Source organism: Pseudomonas zanjanensis (assembly GCF_014268745.2).
GTDB lineage: Bacteria > Pseudomonadota > Gammaproteobacteria > Pseudomonadales > Pseudomonadaceae > Aquipseudomonas > Aquipseudomonas zanjanensis.
Map to the genome: position 1 here is coordinate 1,876,545 of NZ_JABWRB020000001.1, position 24,315 is coordinate 1,900,859.

22 protein-coding genes and 3 tRNA genes are annotated in these 24,315 nt (G+C 58.8%); 12 read left to right on the plus strand and 13 right to left on the minus strand.

Going from position 1 to position 24,315, the window contains the following annotated elements:
• The first annotated feature begins 94 nt into the window (after positions 1 to 94).
• The 5 genes from HU715_RS07880 (at position 95) to HU715_RS07900 (ending at position 4,579) form a co-directional block, all read left to right on the plus strand.
• A tRNA-Cys gene (locus HU715_RS07880) sits at positions 95 to 168 on the plus strand.
• A 186-nt stretch (positions 169 to 354) separates the two neighbouring features.
• A tRNA-Leu gene (locus HU715_RS07885) sits at positions 355 to 441 on the plus strand.
• Positions 442 to 1,007: 566 nt separating this feature from the next.
• Entirely contained in the window at positions 1,008 to 2,144 is a 1,137-nt protein-coding gene (locus tag HU715_RS07890; RefSeq protein WP_186705737.1) for an acyltransferase family protein, read from the plus strand.
• A gap of 261 nt (positions 2,145 to 2,405) precedes the next feature.
• The gene (locus tag HU715_RS07895; RefSeq protein WP_186705736.1) at positions 2,406 to 3,755 is read left to right on the plus strand and encodes a hypothetical protein; all 1,350 of its coding nucleotides are present in this window, start codon (positions 2,406 to 2,408) and stop codon (positions 3,753 to 3,755) included.
• A 356-nt stretch (positions 3,756 to 4,111) separates the two neighbouring features.
• Entirely contained in the window at positions 4,112 to 4,579 is a 468-nt protein-coding gene (locus HU715_RS07900; protein ID WP_225917619.1) for a hypothetical protein, read from the plus strand.
• A 94-nt stretch (positions 4,580 to 4,673) separates the two neighbouring features.
• Here HU715_RS07900 and HU715_RS07905 read toward each other — a convergent pair whose 3' ends face one another.
• Positions 4,674 to 5,036 carry an NUDIX hydrolase gene (locus HU715_RS07905; protein ID WP_186705735.1) on the minus strand — a complete coding sequence of 121 codons (363 nt, stop codon included), beginning with the start codon at positions 5,034 to 5,036 and terminating at the stop codon, positions 4,674 to 4,676.
• Positions 5,037 to 5,317: 281 nt separating this feature from the next.
• Between HU715_RS07905 and HU715_RS07910 the strand changes: the two genes are divergently transcribed.
• Complete coding sequence (locus HU715_RS07910) at positions 5,318 to 5,503, plus strand: hypothetical protein (RefSeq protein ID WP_186705734.1); 186 nt, start codon at positions 5,318 to 5,320, stop codon at positions 5,501 to 5,503.
• An 85-nt stretch (positions 5,504 to 5,588) separates the two neighbouring features.
• Positions 5,589 to 5,816 (plus strand): PLD nuclease N-terminal domain-containing protein, encoded by a 228-nt coding sequence (locus HU715_RS07915; RefSeq protein ID WP_186705733.1) that lies wholly within the window; start codon positions 5,589 to 5,591, stop codon positions 5,814 to 5,816.
• Positions 5,817 to 5,845: 29 nt separating this feature from the next.
• Here HU715_RS07915 and HU715_RS07920 read toward each other — a convergent pair whose 3' ends face one another.
• From HU715_RS07920 to HU715_RS07930, 3 genes are all read right to left on the minus strand, one after another.
• Complete coding sequence (locus tag HU715_RS07920) at positions 5,846 to 6,271, minus strand: hypothetical protein (RefSeq protein ID WP_186705732.1); 426 nt, start codon at positions 6,269 to 6,271, stop codon at positions 5,846 to 5,848.
• A 121-nt stretch (positions 6,272 to 6,392) separates the two neighbouring features.
• Entirely contained in the window at positions 6,393 to 6,623 is a 231-nt protein-coding gene (locus tag HU715_RS07925) for a hypothetical protein (RefSeq protein ID WP_186705731.1), read from the minus strand.
• Positions 6,624 to 6,775: 152 nt separating this feature from the next.
• The gene (locus tag HU715_RS07930; RefSeq protein ID WP_047226592.1) at positions 6,776 to 7,030 is read right to left on the minus strand and encodes a DUF6555 family protein; all 255 of its coding nucleotides are present in this window, start codon (positions 7,028 to 7,030) and stop codon (positions 6,776 to 6,778) included.
• A gap of 238 nt (positions 7,031 to 7,268) precedes the next feature.
• Here HU715_RS07930 and HU715_RS07935 point away from each other — a divergent pair, with 238 nt between their 5' ends.
• Positions 7,269 to 8,168, plus strand: a complete 900-nt coding sequence (locus tag HU715_RS07935) for a polysaccharide deacetylase family protein (protein ID WP_186705730.1) — start codon at positions 7,269 to 7,271, stop codon at positions 8,166 to 8,168.
• A gap of 85 nt (positions 8,169 to 8,253) precedes the next feature.
• Positions 8,254 to 8,445, plus strand: a complete 192-nt coding sequence (locus HU715_RS27280; protein ID WP_225917568.1) for a DUF2188 domain-containing protein — start codon at positions 8,254 to 8,256, stop codon at positions 8,443 to 8,445.
• Between the two features lie 150 nt (positions 8,446 to 8,595).
• On the opposite strand, the gene HU715_RS07940 is transcribed toward HU715_RS27280, so the two are convergent.
• The 3 genes from HU715_RS07940 to HU715_RS07950 all read right to left on the minus strand — a co-directional run bounded on the left by HU715_RS07940 (position 8,596) and on the right by HU715_RS07950 (position 11,723).
• Positions 8,596 to 10,392, minus strand: coding sequence for a DAHL domain-containing sensor histidine kinase (locus HU715_RS07940; protein WP_186705729.1), 1,797 nt, complete (start codon positions 10,390 to 10,392; stop codon positions 8,596 to 8,598).
• A gap of 264 nt (positions 10,393 to 10,656) precedes the next feature.
• Positions 10,657 to 11,511 (minus strand): SPFH domain-containing protein, encoded by an 855-nt coding sequence (locus HU715_RS07945; protein WP_186705728.1) that lies wholly within the window; start codon positions 11,509 to 11,511, stop codon positions 10,657 to 10,659.
• A gap of 124 nt (positions 11,512 to 11,635) precedes the next feature.
• Positions 11,636 to 11,723, minus strand: a tRNA-Ser gene (locus tag HU715_RS07950).
• 124 nt (positions 11,724 to 11,847) lie between these two features.
• Here HU715_RS07950 and HU715_RS07955 point away from each other — a divergent pair.
• Positions 11,848 to 12,519 (plus strand): Bax inhibitor-1/YccA family protein, encoded by a 672-nt coding sequence (locus HU715_RS07955; RefSeq protein ID WP_014338124.1) that lies wholly within the window; start codon positions 11,848 to 11,850, stop codon positions 12,517 to 12,519.
• An 898-nt stretch (positions 12,520 to 13,417) separates the two neighbouring features.
• Positions 13,418 to 14,767, plus strand: coding sequence for a hypothetical protein (locus tag HU715_RS07960; RefSeq protein ID WP_186705727.1), 1,350 nt, complete (start codon positions 13,418 to 13,420; stop codon positions 14,765 to 14,767).
• Positions 14,768 to 14,808: 41 nt separating this feature from the next.
• On the opposite strand, the gene HU715_RS07965 is transcribed toward HU715_RS07960, so the two are convergent.
• Positions 14,809 to 15,246, minus strand: coding sequence for an Lrp/AsnC family transcriptional regulator (locus HU715_RS07965; protein WP_003202176.1), 438 nt, complete (start codon positions 15,244 to 15,246; stop codon positions 14,809 to 14,811).
• Positions 15,247 to 15,380: 134 nt separating this feature from the next.
• Between HU715_RS07965 and HU715_RS07970 the strand changes: the two genes are divergently transcribed.
• Positions 15,381 to 16,274, plus strand: coding sequence for a DMT family transporter (locus HU715_RS07970; protein ID WP_186705726.1), 894 nt, complete (start codon positions 15,381 to 15,383; stop codon positions 16,272 to 16,274).
• A gap of 18 nt (positions 16,275 to 16,292) precedes the next feature.
• On the opposite strand, the gene HU715_RS07975 is transcribed toward HU715_RS07970, so the two are convergent.
• The 5 genes from HU715_RS07975 to HU715_RS07995 form a co-directional block, all read right to left on the minus strand.
• The gene (locus HU715_RS07975) at positions 16,293 to 17,918 is read right to left on the minus strand and encodes an NADP-dependent glyceraldehyde-3-phosphate dehydrogenase (protein WP_186705725.1); all 1,626 of its coding nucleotides are present in this window, start codon (positions 17,916 to 17,918) and stop codon (positions 16,293 to 16,295) included.
• Positions 17,919 to 18,148: 230 nt separating this feature from the next.
• Positions 18,149 to 19,063 (minus strand): autotransporter domain-containing protein, encoded by a 915-nt coding sequence (locus HU715_RS07980; protein ID WP_186705724.1) that lies wholly within the window; start codon positions 19,061 to 19,063, stop codon positions 18,149 to 18,151.
• Between the two features lie 296 nt (positions 19,064 to 19,359).
• On the minus strand, positions 19,360 to 21,819 hold the full coding sequence (locus tag HU715_RS07985) for an autotransporter family protein (RefSeq protein ID WP_186705723.1): 2,460 nt from the start codon (positions 21,817 to 21,819) through the stop codon (positions 19,360 to 19,362).
• 180 nt (positions 21,820 to 21,999) lie between these two features.
• The gene (locus tag HU715_RS07990; RefSeq protein ID WP_189656150.1) at positions 22,000 to 22,764 is read right to left on the minus strand and encodes an endonuclease/exonuclease/phosphatase family protein; all 765 of its coding nucleotides are present in this window, start codon (positions 22,762 to 22,764) and stop codon (positions 22,000 to 22,002) included.
• Between the two features lie 539 nt (positions 22,765 to 23,303).
• Positions 23,304 to 24,068 (minus strand): PIG-L deacetylase family protein, encoded by a 765-nt coding sequence (locus tag HU715_RS07995; RefSeq protein WP_186705721.1) that lies wholly within the window; start codon positions 24,066 to 24,068, stop codon positions 23,304 to 23,306.
• Between the last annotated feature and the right edge of the window lie 247 nt (positions 24,069 to 24,315).

Sequence of the window (24,315 nt, forward strand, 5' to 3'; positions counted from 1 at the left end):
AATGTTTTCAAGGAGATAGCGCTGAGTAAGTGCCCTGTTTCCTGACCAGGTTTGTACCGCGGTTGATGTTGCGACATCGCATCAAGCGTCTTGAGGCCGAATAGCAAAATGGTTATGCAGTGGATTGCAAATCCACCTACGCCGGTTCGATTCCGACTTCGGCCTCCACTATTAAAAAGCTCTGTAGATCTATGATTTACAGAGCTTTTTTATTTTCGAAGCATTGAAAGGTTTTGTCTTGAAAAGGGCATAAGCTGCCTTGCTTCAAAGAGGAGGGATGTATATATTCCCCCTCTTGCTGCACCAGCCAGGCCATCGGATTCTGCCGATGCCCCCAAGGCTAACCGCGCTACCGCCCGAATGGCGAAACTGGTAGACGCATGGGACTTAAAATCCCCCGCTCGTAAGGGCGTGCCGGTTCGATTCCGGCTTCGGGCACCATCTAAAATCAAGGGTTTGCGGGCGAAAGCTGATGCAAACCCCTTGATTGTTTCCGGTCCGCATTTGTGACGATGGTTCGCAATTACTTCGTAGGCGATACCTTTTTGTCTACCCGGTTGCGGATACTGTTCGGTCATAACGACCGTCGTGTGCACCCTCCGTAACGATCAACCGCGTCGAGCGGACCTTGTGTTCTGATTTCCGGGACATAATTCGATCAATCAAAACCTAAAGCAGCTGAAGGGTTACCGGAACCTGACGTCGCACGTATCGACCTAACACTTGGCGAGAGATGATTATTGTCGACACGAGGTACCGGCGAAGTGGATGAGCGCGTTACGCCCCACTATCCGATCTGGTGCTGCGCCGAGTGGCGAACTGGTTTAGGTAGGGATGTTATAGGTGACGGGCATGGGGGCCGGTTCGGGGAGCTAAAAGAAATGGCACATCCCGTTCGCGATACGTTTTACGCCTCATCTATCATGGAGACCGGCGGGACCATTAAGGCGTTTTGATGTCATTTGTTGTGATCATCGGTACAATTCGCCATCGCACGGAGAACCCCGATGATTTACCTAACACCCTTGACCAGCCTGCGTTTCTTTGCCGCGGGCATGGTCCTTCTGATGCATGCAAGGTCGGTATTTCAGTTTGACTTTATCGACCATCAATACATTTTTGGTTTCGCCGTCTCGTTCTTCTTCATCCTGTCCGGCTTCATTTTGATGCACCGGTATGGATCGAAGGGCGGGTTTTCGTTCGCCCCCTTTATGAAGGCTCGTTTCAGCCGGCTTTGGCCTGCCCATCTGTTTTGGACCCTGGCGGTCATCTGGTTGATACCGGTCGGCAACGGGGTGGGCATTCGAGTAGGTGAGGGCATGTTCGGCTGGTGGCCAACCCTTGGCCTAAACCTCTCGATGCTGCATGCATGGTCTCCGTTCCGGGCTCACTCGTTCTCGTTCAATGGTTTGTCCTGGAGCATATCCACGGAAATGATGCTGTATTGCTTCTTCCCGCTGCTGTTCCCTGGCATCCGCAGGAACTGGCCATGGAAGCTCTCTATAACGCTCGGGCTCCTGATCCTGATGACATGGATTGGCAGCCTTCTCCCTTTGCGTGCTGGCGCCCAAGAGCTGCATAGCACGTCGTTCACCTACACGTTCCCGCTCGCCAGGGCGTTCGAGTTCTGCCTTGGCATGACGGCGTGGGTTGCGTGGGATCGCGTCCGTAATCGGATTGAAAGCGGCTTTGCCTATCGAACCCTGATAGAGCTGGCTGGAGGCGTGCTGTTTGTCGCCGGCATAGCTGCGTCTGAGCTTTTAGCCGATAGCATGAGTGTCGTCGCCAAGGTGATCGCCTATCTCTCTCTCGTCGCTCTGCTGGTGACTCTGTCGTCAGGCGGAGGGGCGCTGTCGAAAGCGCTGAGCTTCCGGCCCCTGGTCTATCTTGGCGAAATCAGCTTCAGCCTGTACCTGAGTCATCAGGTGATCATGCGGTATATCGTTTCCGAGCAGGCGGCGGGATCGAAGATATGGGCCGGCCTTGCCGGGGTCCCTATGTTCATTGTTGTGGTGTGCCTGTCTATCGCCGCATCTGCTTTGACATTCCACTTGGTTGAGGGGCCTGGTCGAACGCTGCTGAGTCGAGCCCTTGGGTCAGGAAAAAGACCAGAGCGAACCAAGGCGGCCGCAACCGCAATTTAGAATCCCCCAAATCGAAGCCGCGCCATTCGGGGCGTTTCTTCGTCTGGGGCAAAATTTAGAACCGCAAGCGAAAGGGATCTAGGCATTTTCAACGCAACCAAAAGCATCGCTCACTATTGGGCTGCTTGGTCATGGCACTAGGCGTCAGCAAGGACAGCGGCGCAACTGTTGATGTCAATATGCCTTGATTGTCTGGCGTTCGGCGTGACACTCTGACGATATAGGCGGGGATGCTGCCTCTTATGACAGGAAGTTCTGAGATTGCTGCGCCGTCAATTACTACGCTGGTCAACACTTGCAATAGCCAGTGCAGCACTACCACTGCCTGTTTTTGCGCGTGGTGAGTACCAGGTCGATCCTCGGCTCGGGCATATGCTCGGGCCGATTTCGTATGCGTTCCAGGCAGATCGCGCAGAGATTGATCCACGCATTCTGCGCGATTACCTGCCGCCGCTTGGAAGCGGGCGAACCTACTACGTAGACCCCGAATCAGGCGAAGATGACGAGGACGGTTCCAACTGGCGCCGTGCCCTGAGAACTGTTTCCGCTGCACTCGATAAGCTTGATGTTGACCGCGTTATTGTGCGTGGCGACTTTGTTTATAGGATGGACAAGGAAGGGCAGGAAGGTCTTGGGGTTTATTCCGGAAAGCGCAATGTTTCAATTGTTGCGGATGGCGGCAAGGCAATATTTACCACCGCGCGCAAGGCAGATTGGGACAGTCCGTGGTTTGGGCCCAACACGCACATCTATCAAAGCTCGCCAACTGGCGGGCAGATTGTAAAAGTCCTGGATGTGTCGAGGCTTGATGAGTTTGGGGAGTACTCCGAGATCCCCCAGGCATCAACTCTGGAAGAGTGCCAGGCAACCCCTGGGACTTGGGCTTATTGGCATGGTCGCGTACACCTTAACCATCCTCACGAGCCCGGCGATGAGGTGCTGTTGTTGCGCTCCACTGCCATGGGGGTGTCCGCCAAGAACGTCATCGTTCACCTGAAGAACATCCATTTTGTGGGCGGCTCCAATGGTGCATTCAGCGACGTCGGAGCTACGGGGTCCGTGATTTATGCCGAAGACTGCAAGTTCACGCACAACTGGCAGACTGACGGATTCAAAATCGTTGACGCCAAGCTGGCGATTTCCGTCCGCTGTGTCGCTGCCGTGAACGCCAAGGACGGGTTCAATTACCACATTGGCGAGTCAACATCGCCCCACTTCGTCGAACTGGACTGTGAGGGTTACGGCAACCGCGCACCCGCCACCGGCAACGGTTCGTCGTCGCACAATTCCTGCGTGGGTCTGAGGATCAACGGCAGTTACCACCACAATGCTGGGCCGGGTGTTGCTGATGTCAACGACGCACAGTCGTACAACATTGCTTGCGGCAGTCATCACAACGGTCCTAGTGCTAACTCGAACGGTTTCCTGGCCAGCTCCGGCGACCGCCTTGGGAGTGGCGCCAGGATGTGGCTGGACCGATGCACGGCAGGGGCCAACAGCGGTCATGACGTCTTCGCCAGCAATGGGGCCACGATTGAATACCGCGGACTTTCTACCGATGACAGCGAGGTGTTTGCGGACAGTAACTCTCTGGCCGCTTCATTCGGCTGAATCCACCTCGATGGCCCCCAGCGAAGCAAAAAAAGCACATTGATTAGTACATTGGCTTTGGCGCTATCCGGCCCACCCCAATAAACATGATGTTTTTAGCCTAAGTAAGGTTCCGGCTTCGGGCACCATCTAAAATCAAGGGTTTGCGGGCGAAAGCTGATGCAAACCCTTGTTTGTTTCTGCTGCTGAAAACTGCCGAAGAAACGGAGCCCAGCCTCCGGGTATTTTCGTGGGTAAACCTCTACACTCGGCGTTGAGATTAGCAAGGTGTGGCCAGGCGGTATCTTCCGTCCAGGCCAGCCCGGTGCGCTAATCCTTTGACCATGGAGAGGTATCAAGTGAAAACAATCGCAACGATGAGCCTGTTGGCCTTGATGAGCAGCGGCGCCGCATACGCTGGGGAGACAACGTCCGCCGATGGGAAAACCCTTGCCGTTAACTTTGGCGAGCCGACCGTCAAGCAAGTGCTGCACTATCGGAAAATGTACGACAAGAAGCCCTTTCCCGATGCGGAAATTTATTACTACAGCAACGGTTTGTACAAAATCATCTCCCAGGGAGAGAACCACTACGGCGTCTACGTCTTGCAGGGTCAACACACTGACGAGACCTACACGGTGAAGTTTATCTCGCTGCCTTCCCCGGACTGGGGAAATAAAACTGCGTTTCACCAGCTCACCTTCATTCGAGGTGATGGGCAGAACGTGTTTATCCAGAACGCGATTGTCGACACTGGCGAGGCCATAGCGCAGCAGAACGGGACATATACGCAGGAAAAGAACACGGTGCTCAATCCCATCAGTACCGCTTGGCACAAGCAGTGAATCCAGCATACAAAATCTGATATTTATCAGCCTAAACAATAGGTTGTGTGAGTATTCTCATGCGGCCTGTCAGGTATAAAACATGGGTGCCGGCTCACAATCGTCGGCGAAACGCCTCAAGAATATCCCGCGTGCCTTTTTTCATTTGCAGTTGGGCAATGGCATCCAACGGGTGCCAGAGGCAATCGCTGATTTCATTCTGTGGCCTGGCCGCCGTCAAGTCGCTGACCGATGCTTCGAATACGTGATGCTCGGTTTGCCCGTCATTGATTCGCATCAGGTAGAGCAGGTTCTCCACGTCCAGGCCGGTTTCCTCGGCCAGTTCCCGGATCGCAGCTCCAGCATGGGTTTCGCCGCGTTCGACGGCACCGCCTGGCAGTGCCCAGCGGCTGTTGGCTTTGCGAACCAGCAAAATGTGGCGATTGTCCTCGCAGATGACGGTCGCTCGAATTTTCATGGCGGTACTCGATCCGTGACTGTCATTAAACTGAAATATATCTGCAATATTTGAGCCTGGCATTACTTGCTCGTTCAAATAGGATTTTTTCCGAGTCTTATCAGTACGACCGTGGCGGGGCGGGAAAGACTGAGTTCATTTGCGCTGTCATCCTTCTGATCGGTCTGCTCGACCGCCAGCGCCAGGCTTTCGACCGGTTATCGCCTCAAATTGAATCAGCTGCAAAAAAATGAATCCATGTTGGGTGCAATGGCTGGCCCCGGCAGGGGAAGGACAGACAGATGACCACCGTTGAAGACTTCAAGATCAAATCCCATGAGCTCTTGGTGGAGCTCGATACGGCGACAGCGGAAATGATGAAGCTCATATGTGTCCATCAAATGAGCGGATCGACCTGGGATGAGGCGGTCCAGCGTCAACATGAAGCCTATGAGCAATGGGTCGCTTATCTGAATGGGCGGGAATAGGCGCCACGCCCGCCCTGGGCGCAAATTCTTTGAACGGCGCTTGAACGGCTGTGCCTAATCCTTAAACCGCCAAGAGGATTGAGCCATGTCTGAATTAGCCAGTTACTTCTGGATCGCTGTCGCGGTGCTTCTGCTGCTCGTGGACCTATGGGCGATCATCAGCGTGTTTCGAAGCGACAAGTCGGCCGGAACCAAAGCTGGCTGGGCGCTGCTGCTGATCATCCTGCCGGTGTTGGGTCTGGTCATCTGGGGCGTGGCCGGGCCGCGTGGCATCAAGGAGCCACCGTCGTCACCGGAGCACAGCAAGGGCTAGCGAGAACACTGCGCTGCGTGGCCGGCCCGTCACTGGTTCTTCCACTCGCCGCCGGTGGTTTCGCAGTCTTGCTGAGCCTGCTGCAACTGCTCGACCCCATAGTAGTACCACGTCACTTTGGCGTTGTCGGGAAGGTTGGCCGATCCACCGCTCTTGTCTTTACTGGTTGAGCGCGGGTTGGCCAACGCTTCCTGGGTCAGCCTGGCTTGGCATGTCGCCACATACCCCTCGCCACAACGCTCGACTTTGCGCTTCTGGGTGCTGATCGTTCCCTTGCTTTCATTGCTGCAAGACCAGTCCAGGGTTTCGGCGGGGACGCCTTTGTATTCGTAGCAGCTACGGCTTTCGATCACCGGAACCGACTGGCTCTGGGATCGGGTGATGACGTCACAGCCTTGGGCCATGACGGCGGTGGGGCTCGCACAAGCGATCAATAGCAGGATTCTGGCATTCATGTGATTCTCCCTTTGCGGCTTTTGCACCGGTGCCTATCCATTTCGAGGCGCAAAAAAAGCCCGCGTTCCATCGGTTTTCCAACCGGTAGAACTCAGGGGGAAACATCGCTGGCTTGGCGCGTCAGCGGAACTTGGGCAGCGGCGGTTCAGTGGGCTTGAGCGAGGTCAGTGCGCTCTGGATCGACGGCGCGTCCTTGTCGATGTCGTTGAGCCGGTCTCGAATGCGCACGGCGGTGGGGTGCCCGCCTTGGTGGTCGACCCAGTCGGCGATTTCCTTGCAGGCTGCCGTGAGCCTGGTCTGACGCGATTCCAGCAAGGTGAGCAGGGTGGTGATGGACTCTTTTTCGGACATGTCACACCTCCATTCAGGGTTGATGAGGCAGCACAAGGACCCGCCAGGGGCGGGTCTTGCTGTGGTTTAAGCGTAGTTGAGTTATTTCGGATCTGTCGAAGAAACCGGCGCCCGGTCGGACAACCGGTGGGCCGGAAACGGTACGTGATATTTCAGCCGGATTCCTTGACCCAGGCCGGCGCGACGCTTGCCCGCCAGCGCACGTCGGTAATGCCGTATTTTTCCGCAAGGGGCTTGGAAACCCGCTTGACCTTCTCCCTGCCGAATTTCGGTATGCGTCCGACCCCCGCATCGCAGCTGGCCCAATGCCAAGCCTCGGAGTTATTCATCACTTCTGCACGAATAATGAATGACTTGGGTTCGCCATGAAGCATGTAGTCAATGATGTAAAGCGATGGCCCGCCCATAAATCCTCCCTAATTAGTCCTATACGGATGGATACAAAGGCATTCGGAAAATTCCATCGAATTTCCAGACGGTCAAATTTATGCCGCCGAGGCTCAAGCGCGGGGCAAGCGCAAACTTTGCGAGCAGCCATTGTTCACAGCAAGGAACCAAACCCGGTTACCCTTCTCCAAGGTGGGCTTCAACACCGTCGGCCAGGGATCAAAGGCGAGGCAACGCGGCATCAATTAAAGGCAAAACATGAAAAACATCGCCAGGGTGCTGTTCATCGCAGCCCTCGCCATCGGTTTGTCGGGCTGCATTGGCGCCCCCATCGAACTGACGCCGCAAACCGAGCAACGCTTGCGTGAACAACCCCCGATCCGTTTCCTGCTGACATTCGATGATGGGCCCAGCGCATCGTCTTTCTGGAACCCTAGCCTGGCGGTGCTGGACGCCCTGGCGGACAACCCGGTACAGCCCGGCATCAAGGCAGTGTTTTTCCTGCAGACTCGCTCGCCACGCGCCGGTGGCAGCGATATTGGCCGCTCGATAATGCGTCGGCAGCAGGAGGAGGGCCATGTGTTGGCCTTTCATACGGCCACCTACTGGCACACCAATCACCGGTTCCTGAGCCCTGATGAGCTGGAGCAATCGCTCACCCACGGTGGCGATGATATTGCCGCCATGACCGGCGCGGCGCCGTCCCTGGTCAGGCCGCCGTTCTGGAGCTTCGACAGGCGCACTGCGGCAGCTTATCGAGCACATGGCCTGCACATTCTGCTGACCGACCTGAGCGCAAATGATGGCAAGGTCTGGGGTATCACGATGAGCCCCCGGCGGCGCATCAACCTGGTCCGACAACTCTCTGAGGTGCGCGAGCGCATCGCGGCCGGGCAACTGCCAGCGGTGGACGGGGTGATCCCGGTGGTGGTGACGTTTCACGACATCAATCGTTATACCGCCCGGCATGCCCGCGAATACCTGCAAATACTGCTCGACAGCGCCAACGCGACCGGCATGAGGACCGCCGCCAGGCCATTCTATGATGATCGCCAGGCGCTGGAGCGAGCGGCTCTGGCTCGGACGGTCGATCACAGCTCTGAGCCCGTACGTTTGCCGGGGCTGTGGGACTGGTTGTGGGATTCCGACGCCCACTGAGGTCGCTACCGACGTCCGGTCGCTACCCATGGACAATCAGCGTGTATGGTAGGCGATGCACCCTTGGTTGAAGTCGGAGGTGACTATGAGTACTGCGATGATGACGAAAATGCACATCAATGGTTATGACGTGCTCAGCGTAAACAGCGGTCCGTGGAGGGTCTGCACCCAGGCTGACCGGTTGGGCTCCTTCGTTTCCCGCGAGGAAGCGCTGGCCTACGCCGCCGCGTTGCCGACTCGGAGAAGCCGTAGCGGCCGGCCTGTAAACACTAAATAGGTGGATGCTCACCAATACTGTTCAGGCGACAAACCCGTGGCGAGGGAGCTTGCTCCCGCTTGAGTGCGAAGCGCTCACAAAAGGGGCCGCTACGCAGCCCAGCGGGAGCAAGCTCCCTCGCCACAGGGGACGCGTTCTTCTCCGACACAGTCAGGTACGCGCCAACTCCAACGGGATCTCCAAGGTAAACAGCGCACCTTGCCCCGGTCCATCGCTGTGGACGTGCAGGCGGCCATTCATTTCTACCGCCGCCAGGGCGCAGCTGTGCAGGCCAAACCCATGGCCGTCCTTGCGTGTCGTAAAACCGTGATTGAAGATGCGCGCCAGGTTCTCCGCGCAAATGCCTTCGCCACGGTCCTTGACGCTCAGGCAAAGCGTCGTTTCGTCGAGAATGCGGATTCCCAAGGTCATTTCACGCGGATGTCCCTCGGTGTGCGACATCGCAAACTTGGCATTGCTGATCAGATTGATCAGGACCAGCAACAGCCTGTGCTTGTCGCCCATGATCATGGGTACATCCTGGTAATCCTTGATGACGGTGACGTGGTGTCGGCTGAGAGCGCCCGAATTCATTCGCAGCGCGTCTTCGAACAGGTCGCTGACCTTGAGCGGTTCGATCAGCCTGGCGGCGCCCGCATAGGTTTGTTGGGTCGTGACGATTTCCTTGATGTGATCGATGCTCTTGGTCAACTGCGCCAATTCATCGATCAGCAGCGTCTGTTCAGCGGCGATGGAGTCGACCAACTCGTTGAAATAGCGTGGCAGCAAGCGGCCTTTTTCATCGTGGCTAATGAAGTGGCCAAGGTCCTCGGCATGTTCATTCATCATGTTGACCGCTTTCGTGAGTCCGAGCGTCTTGCTGTGCCTCAACTTGCGGGTTACCACCTCGGCTGAAATATTGACGCTGTTGAGCACATTGCCAACGTTGTGCAGCACGTTCGTCGCGATTTCGGCCATGCCCGCCATCCGGGCCGCCTCCACCAGTTCGCGTTCGGCTTCCATCAGCTCACGGGTGCGCTCCTGCACGCGCTCTTCCAGGCGTTCGTTGGACGATTGCAGCGCCTGGTTGATCTGGTTGATCACGGCGTAGCTGCGAACCAACCGCACCGCCAGGTAGATCATCAACAGCGCCATCAGGCTGGCGCACACGGCCAGGTAGATGTGGTACTGACGGTCAGTTGCGGCGGTCCTGCGCTGTGTCTCGTTCAACAATTCATTGATGCTGTCCAGTTCCTGGGCAACCGGAATGACGCTGATGCGGTCAAGCAGGTCATTGACGACCGGTTGTTCCTGGACGATGGTCCTGACGTGCTGGGTCAGGGTTTTGAAGGGCGCCTGGTCAGTCGCGGGCAATCGTTCGATGTAAGGCTCCAGCTCAGTTAACTTGCCTTGCAACTCCCTGGCTTTGTCCGTCGTGACATAAAGCGCGAACTCCAATGTTGTCAGGGTCAACTCAAGCACATTGGACGCCACGGTCATGCGTTCCAGCGGGCTTTCGATATTCATGTCCTTGAGCCGCGTTTGTATCTGGTCTTCAACCTGCGGCAGCGCATCCAGGGAGATGCGTAGATGGGCGTTGTGTCGTTCGAATTGCTCCACCAGCAAGGATTTGTTCTTGACGGCTTCCACATAGCCCTGGCGGCGGGACACCCAAAGAGTCGCCAAGGGGCCGGTGTTGTTGAGCTGCTCCAATTGCTGCCAGCGACTGTCGGCCTCCGGTGGCGGGGCCAGGGAGAGGTTGTTGTTGATGCCGATCTTTTTTCTGAGGATCTTGCTGTTCCAGTTCGCATCGGATTGTTTGAGTTGGCGAATGAAGTCGCGGGATTCGAAGTAGGTCGATGAGTCGTAGGTGTATGACTTGATCAGAAAGAATATCAGCGCGGAAAACACAATAAGCGCGACGGCCAACAGGGCGGGCCATTTATATTTTTTTATAAGCGTGGTCACGCTGTTCTCCTATGCGGGGTGCTGATCAATGCGTAGGTGAATTCCCGAGGCGGGAGATGCTCAAGACTTGAGCCGAAGGGGAGGCGAGGTAATCGTCGTACGGTGGGTCGTGTCGGTCTGCTTTTGCCTGGATGCACGTTGAGCTCCCTGCTAACGATGAACGTCGGGTTCATTGCCGAGTGTAGCGCTAACGAGCGGGATGATGTCTGTTGGGGGCCTTCCCGGGATGGAGCAGGCGCGGCCAGGCAGGCCGCGCCGATGGCGTTACTTGATGTCGATGAAGGGCAGGGCGCTGTTCGGCAGCACGGTGGTTGGCAGCACGCCATTCCAGCGCTCGGCCTTGGTCAGCTCCACCAGGTTCTGGTTGCTGGCCAGGGCCTGGGCCCGGGCCTTGATGGCCTCGGCTTCGGCTTTGCCGCGCAGTTCGGTCGCCAGCGCGTCTGCCTTGGCCTGGGCCACTTGCGAGTCAGCTTCCGCCTGGGCCTGGGTTACCCGGATCTGCGCCTGGACCTGCTCGGTGGCGAGCTGTTGTTCGCGGGTCTTGACTTGGACTTCCGCGGCCATGCGCGCTTCGATGGCCTTCTCGTAGGCGTCACTGAAGTCGATGTTCTCGACCTGGACGCTGTCGATGATCACCGGGCCGGTAATGGTGGCCTTGATGGCCGTGGAAATATCGTTGACCAGTTGGACGCGGTTCTGCACGGCAGCCACGGCGTTGAACTTGCCAAAGACGTTTTCCACCTGGGTCGGCACCTGGCGGCTGATCATCCGGTCGCGGATGCCTTCAAGGTCCTTGAACTGGGTATAGACCTTCGCGACATCGGAAGGCGCGATGTGCCAGGACACGGACACCTTGAGCTCGGCGGACTGTTGGTCCTTACTGTAGGCTTGGAGGTCTTCATAAGCCGTCACTTGGCTCTGGACGCTGATCAGGCGTACCGACTCGATGAACGGCATCTTGAAGGACAGCCCTGGTTCAACCACCCCGACCAGCGCCCCGTTGCGCAGCAGCACGCCGCGCTCGGTTTCGTCGACCGTGTACCAACTGCCAAAGAATACGCATAACAAGAGGATGCCCGCGATTGCAGCAACGATGGAACCGATGGTTTTACTGGTCACTTTTCTTTCCTTGAGTGGCTGGGGAGGGTTTGCCATAGTTGTGTCCAATGTTGAAGCAGCAACCGGCATTCTGAATGCCAGACACGAAAAAGCCCTGAATAATCAGGGCTTTAACGTTAAAAGATGGCGGAGGCGATGGGATTCGAACTCATGGACCTGTTACAGTCGACGGTTTTCAAGACCGTTGCCTTAAACCACTCGGCCACACCTCCGTATTGCGTTGCGGGCGCCATAATACCCGAATGAAACACACTGTCAAACTCTCTACGTAGCTTGTTACAGAGCGTCTGTTATGATCCTTGCCACTGAATGTTTCAAAACCGGAGGAGTGTCGCCATGCGCGAACAGGATTACGCAGTGAACAACAGCGTGCAGGCTGAGCAGCTAGAGGTTAGCCGCGTCCTGCGCAACACTTACGGCCTGCTGGCACTCACACTCGCTTTTAGCGGTGTGATGGCCTACGTCGCACAACAGATGCGGGTGGGTTACCCGAACATCTTCGTCGTGCTGATCGGGTTCTATGGCCTTTTCTTCCTTACCAACAAACTCCGTGACTCGGCATGGGGCCTGGTGTCGGCTTTCGCCCTGACCGGTTTCATGGGCTTCCTGCTCGGCCCGATCCTCAATCGCTACCTGCAAATGCAGGGCGGCGCCGAAGTGGTCAGCTCGGCCTTTGCAATGACCGCCCTGGTATTTGGTGGCCTGTCGGCCTACGTGCTGATTTCCCGCAAGGACATGAGCTTCCTCGGCGGTTTCATCACCGCAGGTTTCTTCGTCCTGCTGGGCGCGGTGCTGGCCAGCTTCTTCTTCCAGATCAGCGGCCTGCAACTGGCGATCAGCGCCGGCTTCGTGCTGTTTTCGTCGGTCTGCATCCTGTATCAGACCAGCGCCATCATTCATGGCGGTGAGCGTAACTACATCATGGCGACTGTCAGCCTGTATGTATCGATCTACAACCTGTTCGTCAGCTTGCTGCAGCTGTTTGGCCTGATGGGGCGTGACGACTGATTGCATTTTTGATGAGTGAAAGGTCCGCTTCGGCGTGATGCTGTTCACATTAAAGAAACGGCGTTTTTCAGAGATGAAAAGCGCCGTTTTTTTTTGGGTGTTTTTTGGATGGCGTGGAGGGGTATGTATATCCGTTTCTTCGGTCACGGCTATTTAGGGTTCCGCCCTGACGGCGGCTCACTTTTTTGTAACCCATGTGGGTGATCCGTATACCCACCACTCGGCTGTGCCCTTACTCCGGCACTGCGCAGTGCCTGCGTTCGGCCAGCGTGGTTTAACGGGGCGCCCGAGATCAAGATCCAAAGCAAAGCAAAGCAAAGCAAAGCAAAGCAAAGCAAGGGCGAGTAGGGCACATGCCGGCATCTATGTGGCTGAGCTACCGCTATCGTGAGCAAGCTCGCTCCTACACTGGGCCGCAGTAAACACAAAACTCATGAACACCCAGATCTCCTGTGGGGAGCGAGCTTGCTCGCGATGAGGTCGGCACATACAGCATCACAGCAAACTATCCCTCCGCCTTCGCGAGCAAGCCCGCTCTCCCGGGTTTCAGCATCGTGGCCAATCGCCAACAAAAAGCCCAAAACTGATGGCACCTTTGCATAAATGATCTACACCTATGACAAGGGATTGCACTGCCAAGGTCGGCATGCGGCTGATCGATCGATCACCGCGCGAAGTCTTCGCCACATTCCCTCGATAGCGTTCGCATTCGGCTAGCAGAGCCAGGTTTGAGCGTGCCCACTTATTGGGTGCAAAGGAGGTGTATCACTTCACTGAACGCCACCGTGGACCGTGAACAAGCTTGGGCATTGTGCCGAAGCCTGATAACAGAAGGAGACCCTGCGCATCGCTCAGCAATTCGATGGGACGGCAGGCGTCTCTCTATAAGGAGATATCGATGAAGCAGCCTCAAGGAAAGATTATTGCGTGGCTGGCCCTGACGGGGGCATTGTCCACCGCTAGCGTCCATGCCGGAGTTTTCCCCGATTTCGGTTACGCCCCGCCCAAGAGTGAATACTCCGGAGCGCCGTTCCAGCTCAGCCAGGATTATCCGACGGTGGCCCCGGGCGCATCCTCGATACCGGGATTCTTCCAACATTTACCCAAGTCATTCTCCAATGACTTTGAAACCTGGCGCCCGTACATGGAGGAAGTGAAAAAGTATTGCTTGGAAGGCAATACTGAAATCGGCTGGAAAGTACAAAAGAACAAGATTCGCCGGTGGTATCACATGCCCTGGCAACATTACGGCCCCAACGGTCGTGAAGGCATCAGCGGGCTGACCAAGGAGGCACCGATTCAGCCCGGGCAACTGGCAAGTGCGCAGACCGGCAGCGGGCAGACCTACGCGGTGGGTATCTATAACGACATAGGGGCCTACACCATCGGCCAGGTCTGGAAAGACCCGCATAATCCAGACCCAAGCCAAACCTCGAAACCCAAGAGCTTTGCCAACGGCACGGTGGTCTGCAAGGCGCTGTTTGCCGATATAGACGTCAAGACGGTGCCGTTCCTCGCGAACCCATTGCTCTGGAACGCCTACACCACCGAAACCTTCGACTCGACAAACCGGTCCGTCACCAAAGTAGCACTGATTCAGATGGACATTGCCGTGCGCGACACCCGCGTGAGCGACACCGGTTGGTTGTTCGGCACGTTCCAATACAATGGCGCCATGACCGGCAAGGCGAACTGGAACAACCTGGTGCCGGTGGGGATCATGTGGGGCAATGATCCCCAGGAAATCGGCAATGACTTTACCAACCCCAAACCGGTGGTCACCAAGATCAACCCGGCCCTGAAACAGACCGCAATCAACGCCAACACCCAAGAGCTGCCACCGACTCACCTGGGTTGGAACGGACGACTCAATGGGCCGGTGGACAACCCCCAGGCGTCCTGCCTGAGTTGCCACATGACCGCCGAGTACCAGCAATTGGCGATCATGAACCCGACGTTCCAGGCCAACCCGCCACCTGTGGGAGGCGATGAGTGGATGAAATGGTTCCAGAACATTCCGGCCGGTCAACCGTTCAGCCCGGGCACCCAAAGCACGGACTACAGCCTGCAACTGTCTGGAGCCCTGGCCAACTTCTACGACTGGAAGTGCAACCACAGCGGCGTCTATGCAGATGGCGTCAATGCCTGCGCCAAGCTCCAGACGCTCAAGTTGATCAAGGCGAGCAACGCGCCTGAGGAACAAGTGCACAAAGTGCAACGCAGTCCGGAGTTGGAGGAACTCGAGTAACACCCTTTTCCGGCCTCGGACGATCCGAGGCCGGTTTCCACTCACGCCATCGGCGGCAACCGCCGCTTGACCGGCGTTTTCTTGACAATGGCGGTATTGGTCTCGGCATGGACATTGAGCTTGTCCAGCAAGGTATCGAGCTGTTCCATCGAGCGCACGTGCAGGCGCGCGATGAAGCAGTCGTCGCCGGTGACCTTGTCGCATTCGGTGAATTCAGCGATGGCCTGGATCTGCCGCTCCACTTCCTGCAACTGTCCCGGCAGCGGGCGGATACGCACGATGGCCTGGAGTTGATACCCAAAGCACTTGGGGTCCACCTCGACGGTGTAGCCCCTGAGCACGCCACGTTCCTCGAGCCGACGAAGGCGCTCGGCGACACTGGGGGAGGACAGGCCGCTGAGGTTGGCCAAGGCCTTGAGCGAGCGTCGGGAATCTTCCATCAGGGCGCTGATGAGGATCTGGTCAATGTCGTCGGTCATTTTCAGCTCCGTTAGGCAAGCGCGGGAAGTTGCCTTGATAAAAAAGGTCGAAACGCAGTTTAGCCTTTTTCAAGCCATGGAGAAGGCCCTGGTCTGCTCGGCATACTGTGCCCACTTGCTGAAGGAGCCTGAAGATGGACAAGACCTTACGCCGCGGTTCGCTGGAAATGACCGCCGCCATGCTGATTTCCGGAACCATCGGTTGGTTCGTACTGGTTTCCGGCCTGCCTGTACTGGATGTAGTGTTCTGGCGCTGCGTGTTCGGCGCCGTGACCTTGTTGTTGATCTGCGCCGGCTTTGGCTTTTTGCGCCCCGGCATCCTCACCCGTACCACCTTTCTCCTGGCGGTGCTCAGTGGTGTGGCGATCGTCGGTAACTGGGTGTTGTTGTTTGCCTCTTACTCCCGTGCGTCGATAGCCATCGGCACGGCGGTGTACAACGTCCAGCCGTTCATGTTGGTCGGGTTGGCGGCGTTGTTCCTGGGGGAGAAAATCACCGCGCAAAAACTGTTCTGGCTGGCGGTGTCGTTTCTCGGAATGCTGGCCATCGTCAGTGCCCATGGTGAGCAGGGGCAGGGCGGCGGTGACTATCTGCTGGGCATCGCATTGGCATTGGGGGCCGCGTTGCTGTACGCCATAGCGGCCTTGATCATCAAGCGCCTGACCGGCACGCCACCCCATCTGATTGCGCTGATCCAGGTCAGCACCGGCGTGTTGCTGTTGGCACCTTGGGCGAACTTTTCGGCGTTGCCGCAACACGCCCAGGCCTGGGCCAGCCTGTTGACCTTGGGCATGGTGCACACCGGCGTGATGTACGTGCTGCTGTACAGCGCCATTCAGCGGTTGCCGACCGCATTGACCGGAGCGCTGTCGTTCATCTATCCGATCGCGGCGATCTTCGTCGACTGGTTCGCCTTCGGCCATCGCCTCGAGCCGCTGCAATGGCTGGGTGTGGCGGCGATCCTGCTGGCGGCTGCTGGCATGCAACAGGGCTGGGGTATCAAGTGGCGTCGTCCAGCCCTGTCGTAGCCCGTCGTTTGGGCGTGGTCAGAAGATGTAGTCCGTGGTCAGGAAGTTGGAATCGCGCTCACGGATGATGTCGCTGATTAACGCCTTGTTGTTTTCCTGGAACTTGGTTGCCACCAGCGTGCGAATGGAAAAGGTGCGAAGCGCATCGTGGACGGACAAGGTGCCCTCGGCCGAGTTCTTCCGGCCATTGAACGGGAACGTGTCCGGACCACGCTGGCACTGGGCGTTGATGTTGATGCGCCCGACCTGGTTGGCGAAGGTGTCCACCAGCTTGCCGACTTGTGCCGGGTTGGTGCCGAAGATACTCAGCTGCTGGCCAAAATCGGACTCCAGCACGTAATCGACCACGGTATTGAGGTCGCGGTACGGCACGATGGGCACGACCGGGCCGAACTGTTCTTCGTGGTAGACCCGCATCGCCGTGTTCACCGGGTACAGCACCGCCGGATAGAAAAACGAGCTTCGCGATTCGCCACCGTGGGCATTCTTCACTTCGGCACCTTTGGCAACCGCATCGGCGACCAGCGCATGCAGGTAATCGACCTTGCCCGCTTCGGGCAATGGCGTCAGCGCCACACCGTCTTCCCAGGGCATGCCGGGTTTGAGGCTGGCGAGCTTGGCGTTGAATTTCTCGATGAATGCGGGTGCCACGTCCTCATGGACAAACAGGATTTTCAGCGCCGTGCAGCGCTGGCCGTTGAAGGACAACGATCCAGTCAACGCCTCGCTGACGGCGTTGTCCAGGTCCACGTCCGGCAGCACCAGCCCCGGGTTCTTCGCATCCAGCCCCAGGGCGGCGCGTAGGCGGTGCGGACGCGGGTGGAGTTTCTTCAGGTCACTGGCCGCCTTGTTGGTGCCGATGAAGGCGAAGATGTCGATCTTGCCGCTGGCCATCAGCGCGCTGACGGTTTCCCGGCCGCTGCCGTAGATCACGTTGATCACGCCCGCCGGGAAGCTGTCGCGGAAGGCTTCCAGCAGGGGGCGCACCAGCAGGACGCCGAGCTTGGCTGGCTTGAACACCACGGTGTTGCCCATGATCAAGGCCGGAATCAGCGTGGTGAAGGTTTCGTTCAGCGGATAGTTGTAGGGCCCCATGCATAACGCCACGCCCAGGGGCACGCGGCGGATCTGCCCGAGGGTGTCCTGTTCCAGTTCGAAACGGCTGGAGCGACGGTCCAGTTCCTTGAGGGCGTTGATGGTGTCGACGATGTAATCGCAGGTGCGGTCGAATTCCTTCTGGGAATCCTTGAGGTTCTTGCCGATCTCCCACATCAGCAACTTGACCACGGCCTCGCGCTGCTCGCGCATGCGCGCCAGGAAGGTTTCCACGTGGCGGATACGCTCGGCGACGCGCATCGTCGGCCACTGGCCCTGGCCGCGATCGTAAGCCCGGACGGCGGCGTCCAGGGCCGTGAGGGCGGTCTCGGCGTCCAGCAGTGGCGTGCTGCCGAGGATCACTTGCTCATCGCCCAGCTCGCCGGTCAGGTAGACGGGGCTGCGGACGACGGCCAACGGCCCTTGCCAGGTTTTCAAGACGCCGTCGACCAGGTATTCGCGCTGCTCGACCCGGCCTTCGAGGCGGTAGGCGTCGGGGATGTCGGTGGCACTGGGGAACAGGTTGGCGAGGAAGGGGGCTGTGGTCATGTCGTTACTCCATCAATGAAATGAGCCAGGGTCGGACGGTTAGCAGGGATAAAACGCTTTTAGCGTTATACGCCTTAATGGAGGTGTTTTTTAAGTGCCTTGGGGGCAGAGGGCGGAGCTGTCCTTGGACCGTGGCGAGGGAGCTTGCTCCCGCTGGGCTGCGCAGCAGCCCTTGTTTGCGCGCACGGGAGCAATCTCAGATCACGGAATCATCGACCACAGCGTCGAGATCACCAACGCATCCGCACCCCCATGCTGGTAATGATGCCGTTGAGGTCGTTGTCATCGACGTCGCTGCTGTAATCGGCGCTGACATACAAGCTGACCGCCGGCGTGACCCGAGCCACCAGCCCCAGGCCGACTTCGACGGTGGAGGATTTTCGGCTGCTGCTGATCTTGTCGACCTTGTCCAGGGATACGGTACCGGCGCTCTGGACGGTGTGCCACAGGTTGGTTCGAACGTAAGGTTCCACGCCGAGACCGTTGACCTGATAGGTCCCTTTCAGCCGTGCGCCAACACGGCCACTCCAACTGCTCAGTTCATCGCCGGAGCCGCTTTCGGCGTTCGACGTGTCCAGCGTGACGCGCTGGTTGATCAGTTGCGCCTGGGGTTCGACCACCCAGTGGGTGCTGATCCCAATAGGAAAGCCGCCCTCGACCGACAACGTCATCGCATGGCCTTCGGCGGCCTGGCGCTGGCCTTGTTCGGTGCGGCTGTAGCCGTTGACCCGGCCGCCGCTGGCGCTCAGGTCGACGTGCCAGCCCGCCGGGCCGGTCAGGCTCCAATAGGCGCCGAGGCTCGAGCCTTTCAGGTTGAGGGCATCTGTGCCCGGTTCGGCCAGTGCGGGCATCACCAGCAGGCCACCGCCGGTTGAAATGATCTGGTTTTGTCCGCTGATCAGCCCCATGCGCTGGGTATGGCCGCTGTCGTTTCGTAAAGTGAACAGGGCGGGGCTCTTGCCGGAAGTCGGCTCGCTTGCAAAGTGTGCAGTATCGAGGTGGGTAGACGCTGCTCGGCCATACCAAGGCTGCGTCGTCTCCTCGGCAGGCCAGGCCTGTACCTCCATGGATGAAAGCAGCAGCAACGACGTCGAGACGGTCTGGAACGTGGTGGTGAATTCTTGCGGGCGGAGGGAAGTTTTCATGGGGGCCTGCCTTGCAATCGCATGCGTTTCTCGCTTTTTTGGCGTCTCTCCTACCCCGAATGAGGGGCGACCGAATGGATTGGGGCAAGCCTCTGGCGGCCCGTCTCGGCGGGTTCCAGAGGCCTGCCCCTGACTGTATTTCCGGGGGTAGTACGGTGTAGTCAAGAAGACCGATGGCGGTGCGTCAAGAAAATGAACGACGAATGGCAAGATGAAATCAGCGTCAATAACACGCTGATTTCAATTGGGTATTAAGGTGGTTGTTTCGGCGTCAAACCTCCGTCGCGGGCGTCTGCCTACCAGCTGATTCGTACACCGATATCGCCTCTGATGCTGTGTTGCTGGTTGCTGTCGAGGTTTTGGTTGTAGTCGGCAGCGGCGTATACGGCGACGGCTGGCGCCAGGCTCACGACGACGCCCACGCCCAGGTCCCCGCTGGACGCCTGTTGTTGGGTTTCGACCCGCTCGGTGTCGTCGAAGGTCACCGAGTCGGTGCCGGAAAAGGTGTGCCAGAGGTTGGCGCGCAAGTACGGTTCCACGGGCATGCCGCTCACCTGATAGCGACCCTTGAGGCGAGCGCCGAGCCGGCCGGTCCAGGCGCCGTCGGAATCGAATTCGACCTTGGAAACCCCATCGTCTTGCGTATCCAGGGAAACCTTCTGGTGGATGATCTGGGCCTGGGGTTCGAAGACCCAGTCGGAGGTCACCGCGAAGGGATAGCCGGCCTCCGCCGAAACGGTCAGGGCATGTCCGCGATTGTCGATTTTCAAGCCGCGCTCGGAACGGTTGTCGCCGTTCAGTCGCGTGCCCATCAACACGGCGTCGAAGTAGCCGCCGCTGGGATCGATGAGCGTCCAGTAGAGCCCGTAGCTGTCGCCGTCGAGTTCGATCTTGCCGGCGTGCCGGTCTTTGAAACCCAGGTTGAAGCCTTTTACATCGCCGTTCAGTTCCGTATGACCGACGAAGAAGCCGATGCGCTGGGTCTGGCCGCCAGACAGGAGCGAGCTGTACAGATCGTTGCCCACCTGGAACCCTTTGATCGACCCATCGAACTGCGGTGCCACCGTGCCGGCCCAGGTTCTATTCAGGTCCGTGCCGTAGACCCGGCCCCAGCCCGCGCCGAACGCGCCGGTTTCCGTGAGCAGGTGCTGGTCACCCTGGCGGTCATGGAAGGTGCCGAGGGCCATCAACGTCAATTGCGCCGCCGCCGGAGGCAGCACCGACCAGGTCGGCACTTCCGGGCGATACAGCCGGATGGGCGCTGCGCCAGGCACCGCGGCGGGCAAGGGCGGTAGCGTCGGCACGGGTGGCGCGCCCGGTGCGGGTGGCGTCGTGGGGATCGGGGCTGGTACCGGTCCGGCGACCACGGTGGAGCGCAGGTACCAGTTGTTTTCATTGCCGGTCACGCCGCCCTTGAACAGGCGGTAGTCGAACGCACCGGCCGAGACGGACTGCGCCAGGGAAAAGGCATTGATGTCACTGACCGCGCCGCCTTGGGCCTGGACCACTTCGATGCCGTCCTGGGTCGTTAAACCGCCTGTGCCGCCCAGGTTCGTGACCGTGATGGCGGTACTGCCGGAGAGAGTGCCGCCATTGACTACCAGTTTGTCACTGGGCGAGTCGTCGGCGCCCAGTACCGTTTGCAGGCGCAACTGACCACTGTTGCCGACGTAGTTGCCTTGAACGGTGAGGGTATCGTTGGTGCGGGTGTTGCCCTGGGTGAGGTCCACCGTGCCGGCGTTGTTGAGCGTCGCCAGTTGGCCGGCTGTAAAAGGGGCGACGACGCCTTGGATCGCTGTCAGCGTGCTGCCGCTTTCGATGTTGAGCGTCCCGGTGGCGGTGGCGCTGTCCCCCAGGGTCAATGTGTCGTTGAGGTCCAGTTGGGAGCCTTGGGTGAGGTTGATCGTTTCCCAGTTGAGGTAACGGGCGCCGGTGCTGGAGGTGCTGCCTGCAAAGGTCAAGACGTCCTGGCCCAACCCACCGTTCAGACTGGGCGTGGTGGCGAGCAGGGTTTCATCCAGATTGCTCAACAACGCCGTGTCGCTGCCGTCACCCATCAGGATGGCCGAGTGAATGAGGCCGCCGCTCCACTGGAACTGGTCATCGCCGGCGCTGGCCCGGACCTCGCCGAGGATTTCGCCACCGCTGACGGTGATGCTGTCGTTGCCGCCGCTGACACTGACATTGCCGCCGATGCGTCCCGCGGAGAGGATGATGGTGTCCTGGCCGAAACCGGTCACCAGGTTGCCGAGGATATTGCCGCCGGACATATCGAAAACGTTGTCATCGAGCTTCATGTCGACCCGACCGATGGTGCCGCCGGTCATGGTGGCGATGTCGCCGTCCTCGAAGGCGCCGGCGATGGCCCCGCCAGTCATCAGGAACGTATCGAGGCCATCACCTTGGGCCAAGGACTGGATGTTGCCGCCATTCATCTCGAAGTAATCGGCTTCCGAGCCTTGCTCGACGTCACCATCGATCACGCCATTGGCGTTGATCACAATGCTGTCGACGCCGGCGTCGAAAATGACATCGCCGGTGATGACACCGCTGCCATTGGCGGGCATGGTCAGGCTGTTGTTACCCGAAAGGTCTGTCAGCCCAGGGCTGGTGCCGCTGTCGCAGACATAGGTGTCATCGCCTGCGGTGGGGGTCAGTGTGCAGGCCGCCGTGGCGGCGGGTGCGGGTAACAGTAAGGGGATCGATACCCACAAGGCGTTGAACAGCCGATTGAATCCTTTATCGTGCCGAATCATGTGCTTTCCCTCTGCATCGGCATCCCCATGGACACCGGTTTCAGCATCGGTTGCGCAACAGATGGCACACAGGGCCTGGCAACGCTCGCTGTATGGAATGGCACCCTAGCAACGAATAAAGGCCGTCGCTACTGTCAGAACTTACAGGTCAATGCGCAGAAAGCGGAGGGAGAGCCCGTTCTACAAGTGCACTTCCACCGAAAGGGGCAGGTGATCGCTCAGGTGGGTCCAGGGTTTATTGCCCAGTATTTGCGGGGAATGGCTGGTGGCGTTGCGCAGGTAGACGCGGTCCAGGCGCAACAGCGGGAAGCGAGCCGGGTAAGTCCTGGCAGGGCGGCCGAGGTGGTGCTCGAAGGCTTCGTGCAGGTAACCACGGCGGGCGAGGGCGAGGTTGCCGCGCAGTTGCCAGTCGTTGAAGTCGCCGGCGATGATCACCGGCGCATTCTCTGGCAGTGAGTCGAGCAGTTGGCAGAGCAGTTTGAGTTGCAATTGGCGATGGCTTTCCAACAGGCTCAAATGCACACAGATGCCATGGACCTCGGCGTGGCCCGGCACATCCAGCACGCAATGCAATAACCCGCGCCGCTCCGGGCCGGTGATGGACACGTCGAGATTGCGGAACTGGCGGATCGGGTATTTGGAGAGCAGGGCGTTGCCATGATGGCCATCGGGATAGACCGCATTACGGCCGTAGGCGAAGTCGCTCCACATGCTGTCGGCGAGGAATTCGTACTGGGATGTCTGGGGCCAGTTGTCGTAGCGTGACGCGTGGCGGTCATGTTCGCCCAGTACCTCTTGCAGGAACACCAGGTCGGCACCGGTACTGCGCACCGCTTCGCGCAATTCGGGCAGGATGAAGCGCCGGTTGAGGGCGGTGAAGCCCTTGTGGGTGTTGACCGTCAGGACCCGCAGCCGATGAACCGTCGCAGGCGCGTCCGATGGCATGGGTTCGACGGCTCGCCAATCGGGGTCTTGAGTCACGTTCGCTCCTGAATCAGACGTACTTGTTCATGCGACTGACCCAAGGCACCGGCAGTTCCGGATTTTTCATCGCCTTGCTGATCGCCATCGCGAGCAAGCTCGCTCCCACACGGAAATTGACGGTGGACAGAAACCTTGTGGCCACTCGAGAACCCAGTGGGAGGGCCATAGGGTTTTGTAGCCTCAACCAAACTGCTTTTGTGGCGAGGGAGCTTGCTCCCGTTGGGCTGAAGCAGCCCAAAAACCAAGCACCGCGTAGCGTCAGGTAGATCGCATGCAGATTATTGGGGCCGCTTCGCGCCCCAGCGGGAGCAAGCTCCCTCGCCACGGGGTTGAGTGCTCGGCATCAGGTCTGAAAACACCCGAGAACCCCTGTGGGATCCGAGCTGAACCCGGCTCCCACAGGGACTGGTGGCGCACGCAAATATTGCATATCTGCACAGACCCAATGTGGGAGCGAGCCTGCTCGCGAAAGCGGTGGGCCTGCTTTCACAAAGGTGTGTTCAGATAAAGACAATCTCATACGGCAAACCCATCCGGTCAAGGATGACCCTGGGCAACAGTGGGGCGATGCCGCTCGCCGGTTCGCCGCTGAGTTGGCTGACGTAGGCGTGCATGGCATGACGCTTGCGGGCCGTGGTCCAGACGTCGAGGCGCAGCTTGCGAGCCCGGTGCCAGGGGATTTTATTCTGCTCGCGGACCGGCCAGTGCCAGGCCCACACCGGCAGTTCGTTGAACGCCACCCCGATCCTGTCGGCGGCCAAGGCTCCGGCGCGTCCCACGGTGTCGTGGTCGCTGTCACCGTCCTGGCGCCAGGTGCTGAACACCACGTCGCCGGGGCGAAGGTGTCGTGCAATGAAGGTGGCCAGTTCAGCTTCGTGTTCCACGAGGTCTTTTTCCGGAAAACCGCCGCGCACCCATTGCAGGCCATGGGCGTCGATGCCCAGGCGGTGCAGGGCGTCGACGCTTTCCTGGGGATGAGGGCGGTGCGTACGCAGGCGCTCGTCGGTCCACAACGGTGAGCCGGGGTGGGCCAGGGCGCCATCGGTGACCGAAACCAGCAACATGGGCTGTTCGAGGTTGCTCAGCAATTGCAGCAAGCCGCCACAGGCCCCTACCTCATCGCCCGGGTGCGGGGCGAGAATGACGGCGCGGGCACCGGCGGGAATGAGCGTCTGGGTACTGATGATCGGAATATCGGCCAGTTGCGCAGCACTGTTCCAGATTTGCGGGTGCTGCCGGCCAGGCAGGCGAGAGGCGGGCTTCATAAGCGACATCCTTGTGGGTGTTCAATCTTTCAGTCATGCACCGGGCCTACTGTCCGGTGGCACCGATGTGGGCATGGCTGCGATTCGCGGCGCTCCGAATCCTGGAGACTACCGCAGGAGAAGTATTGACCATGTCAGCCCATTCGTCTCGTGACATGTGTATCTGAACTGCTTTTTTTTCGGCTAACTGGACGGTTTGGATGGAAAAACCGCATCCTTGCGGCCCCATTGGGTTAACTGCGAATCG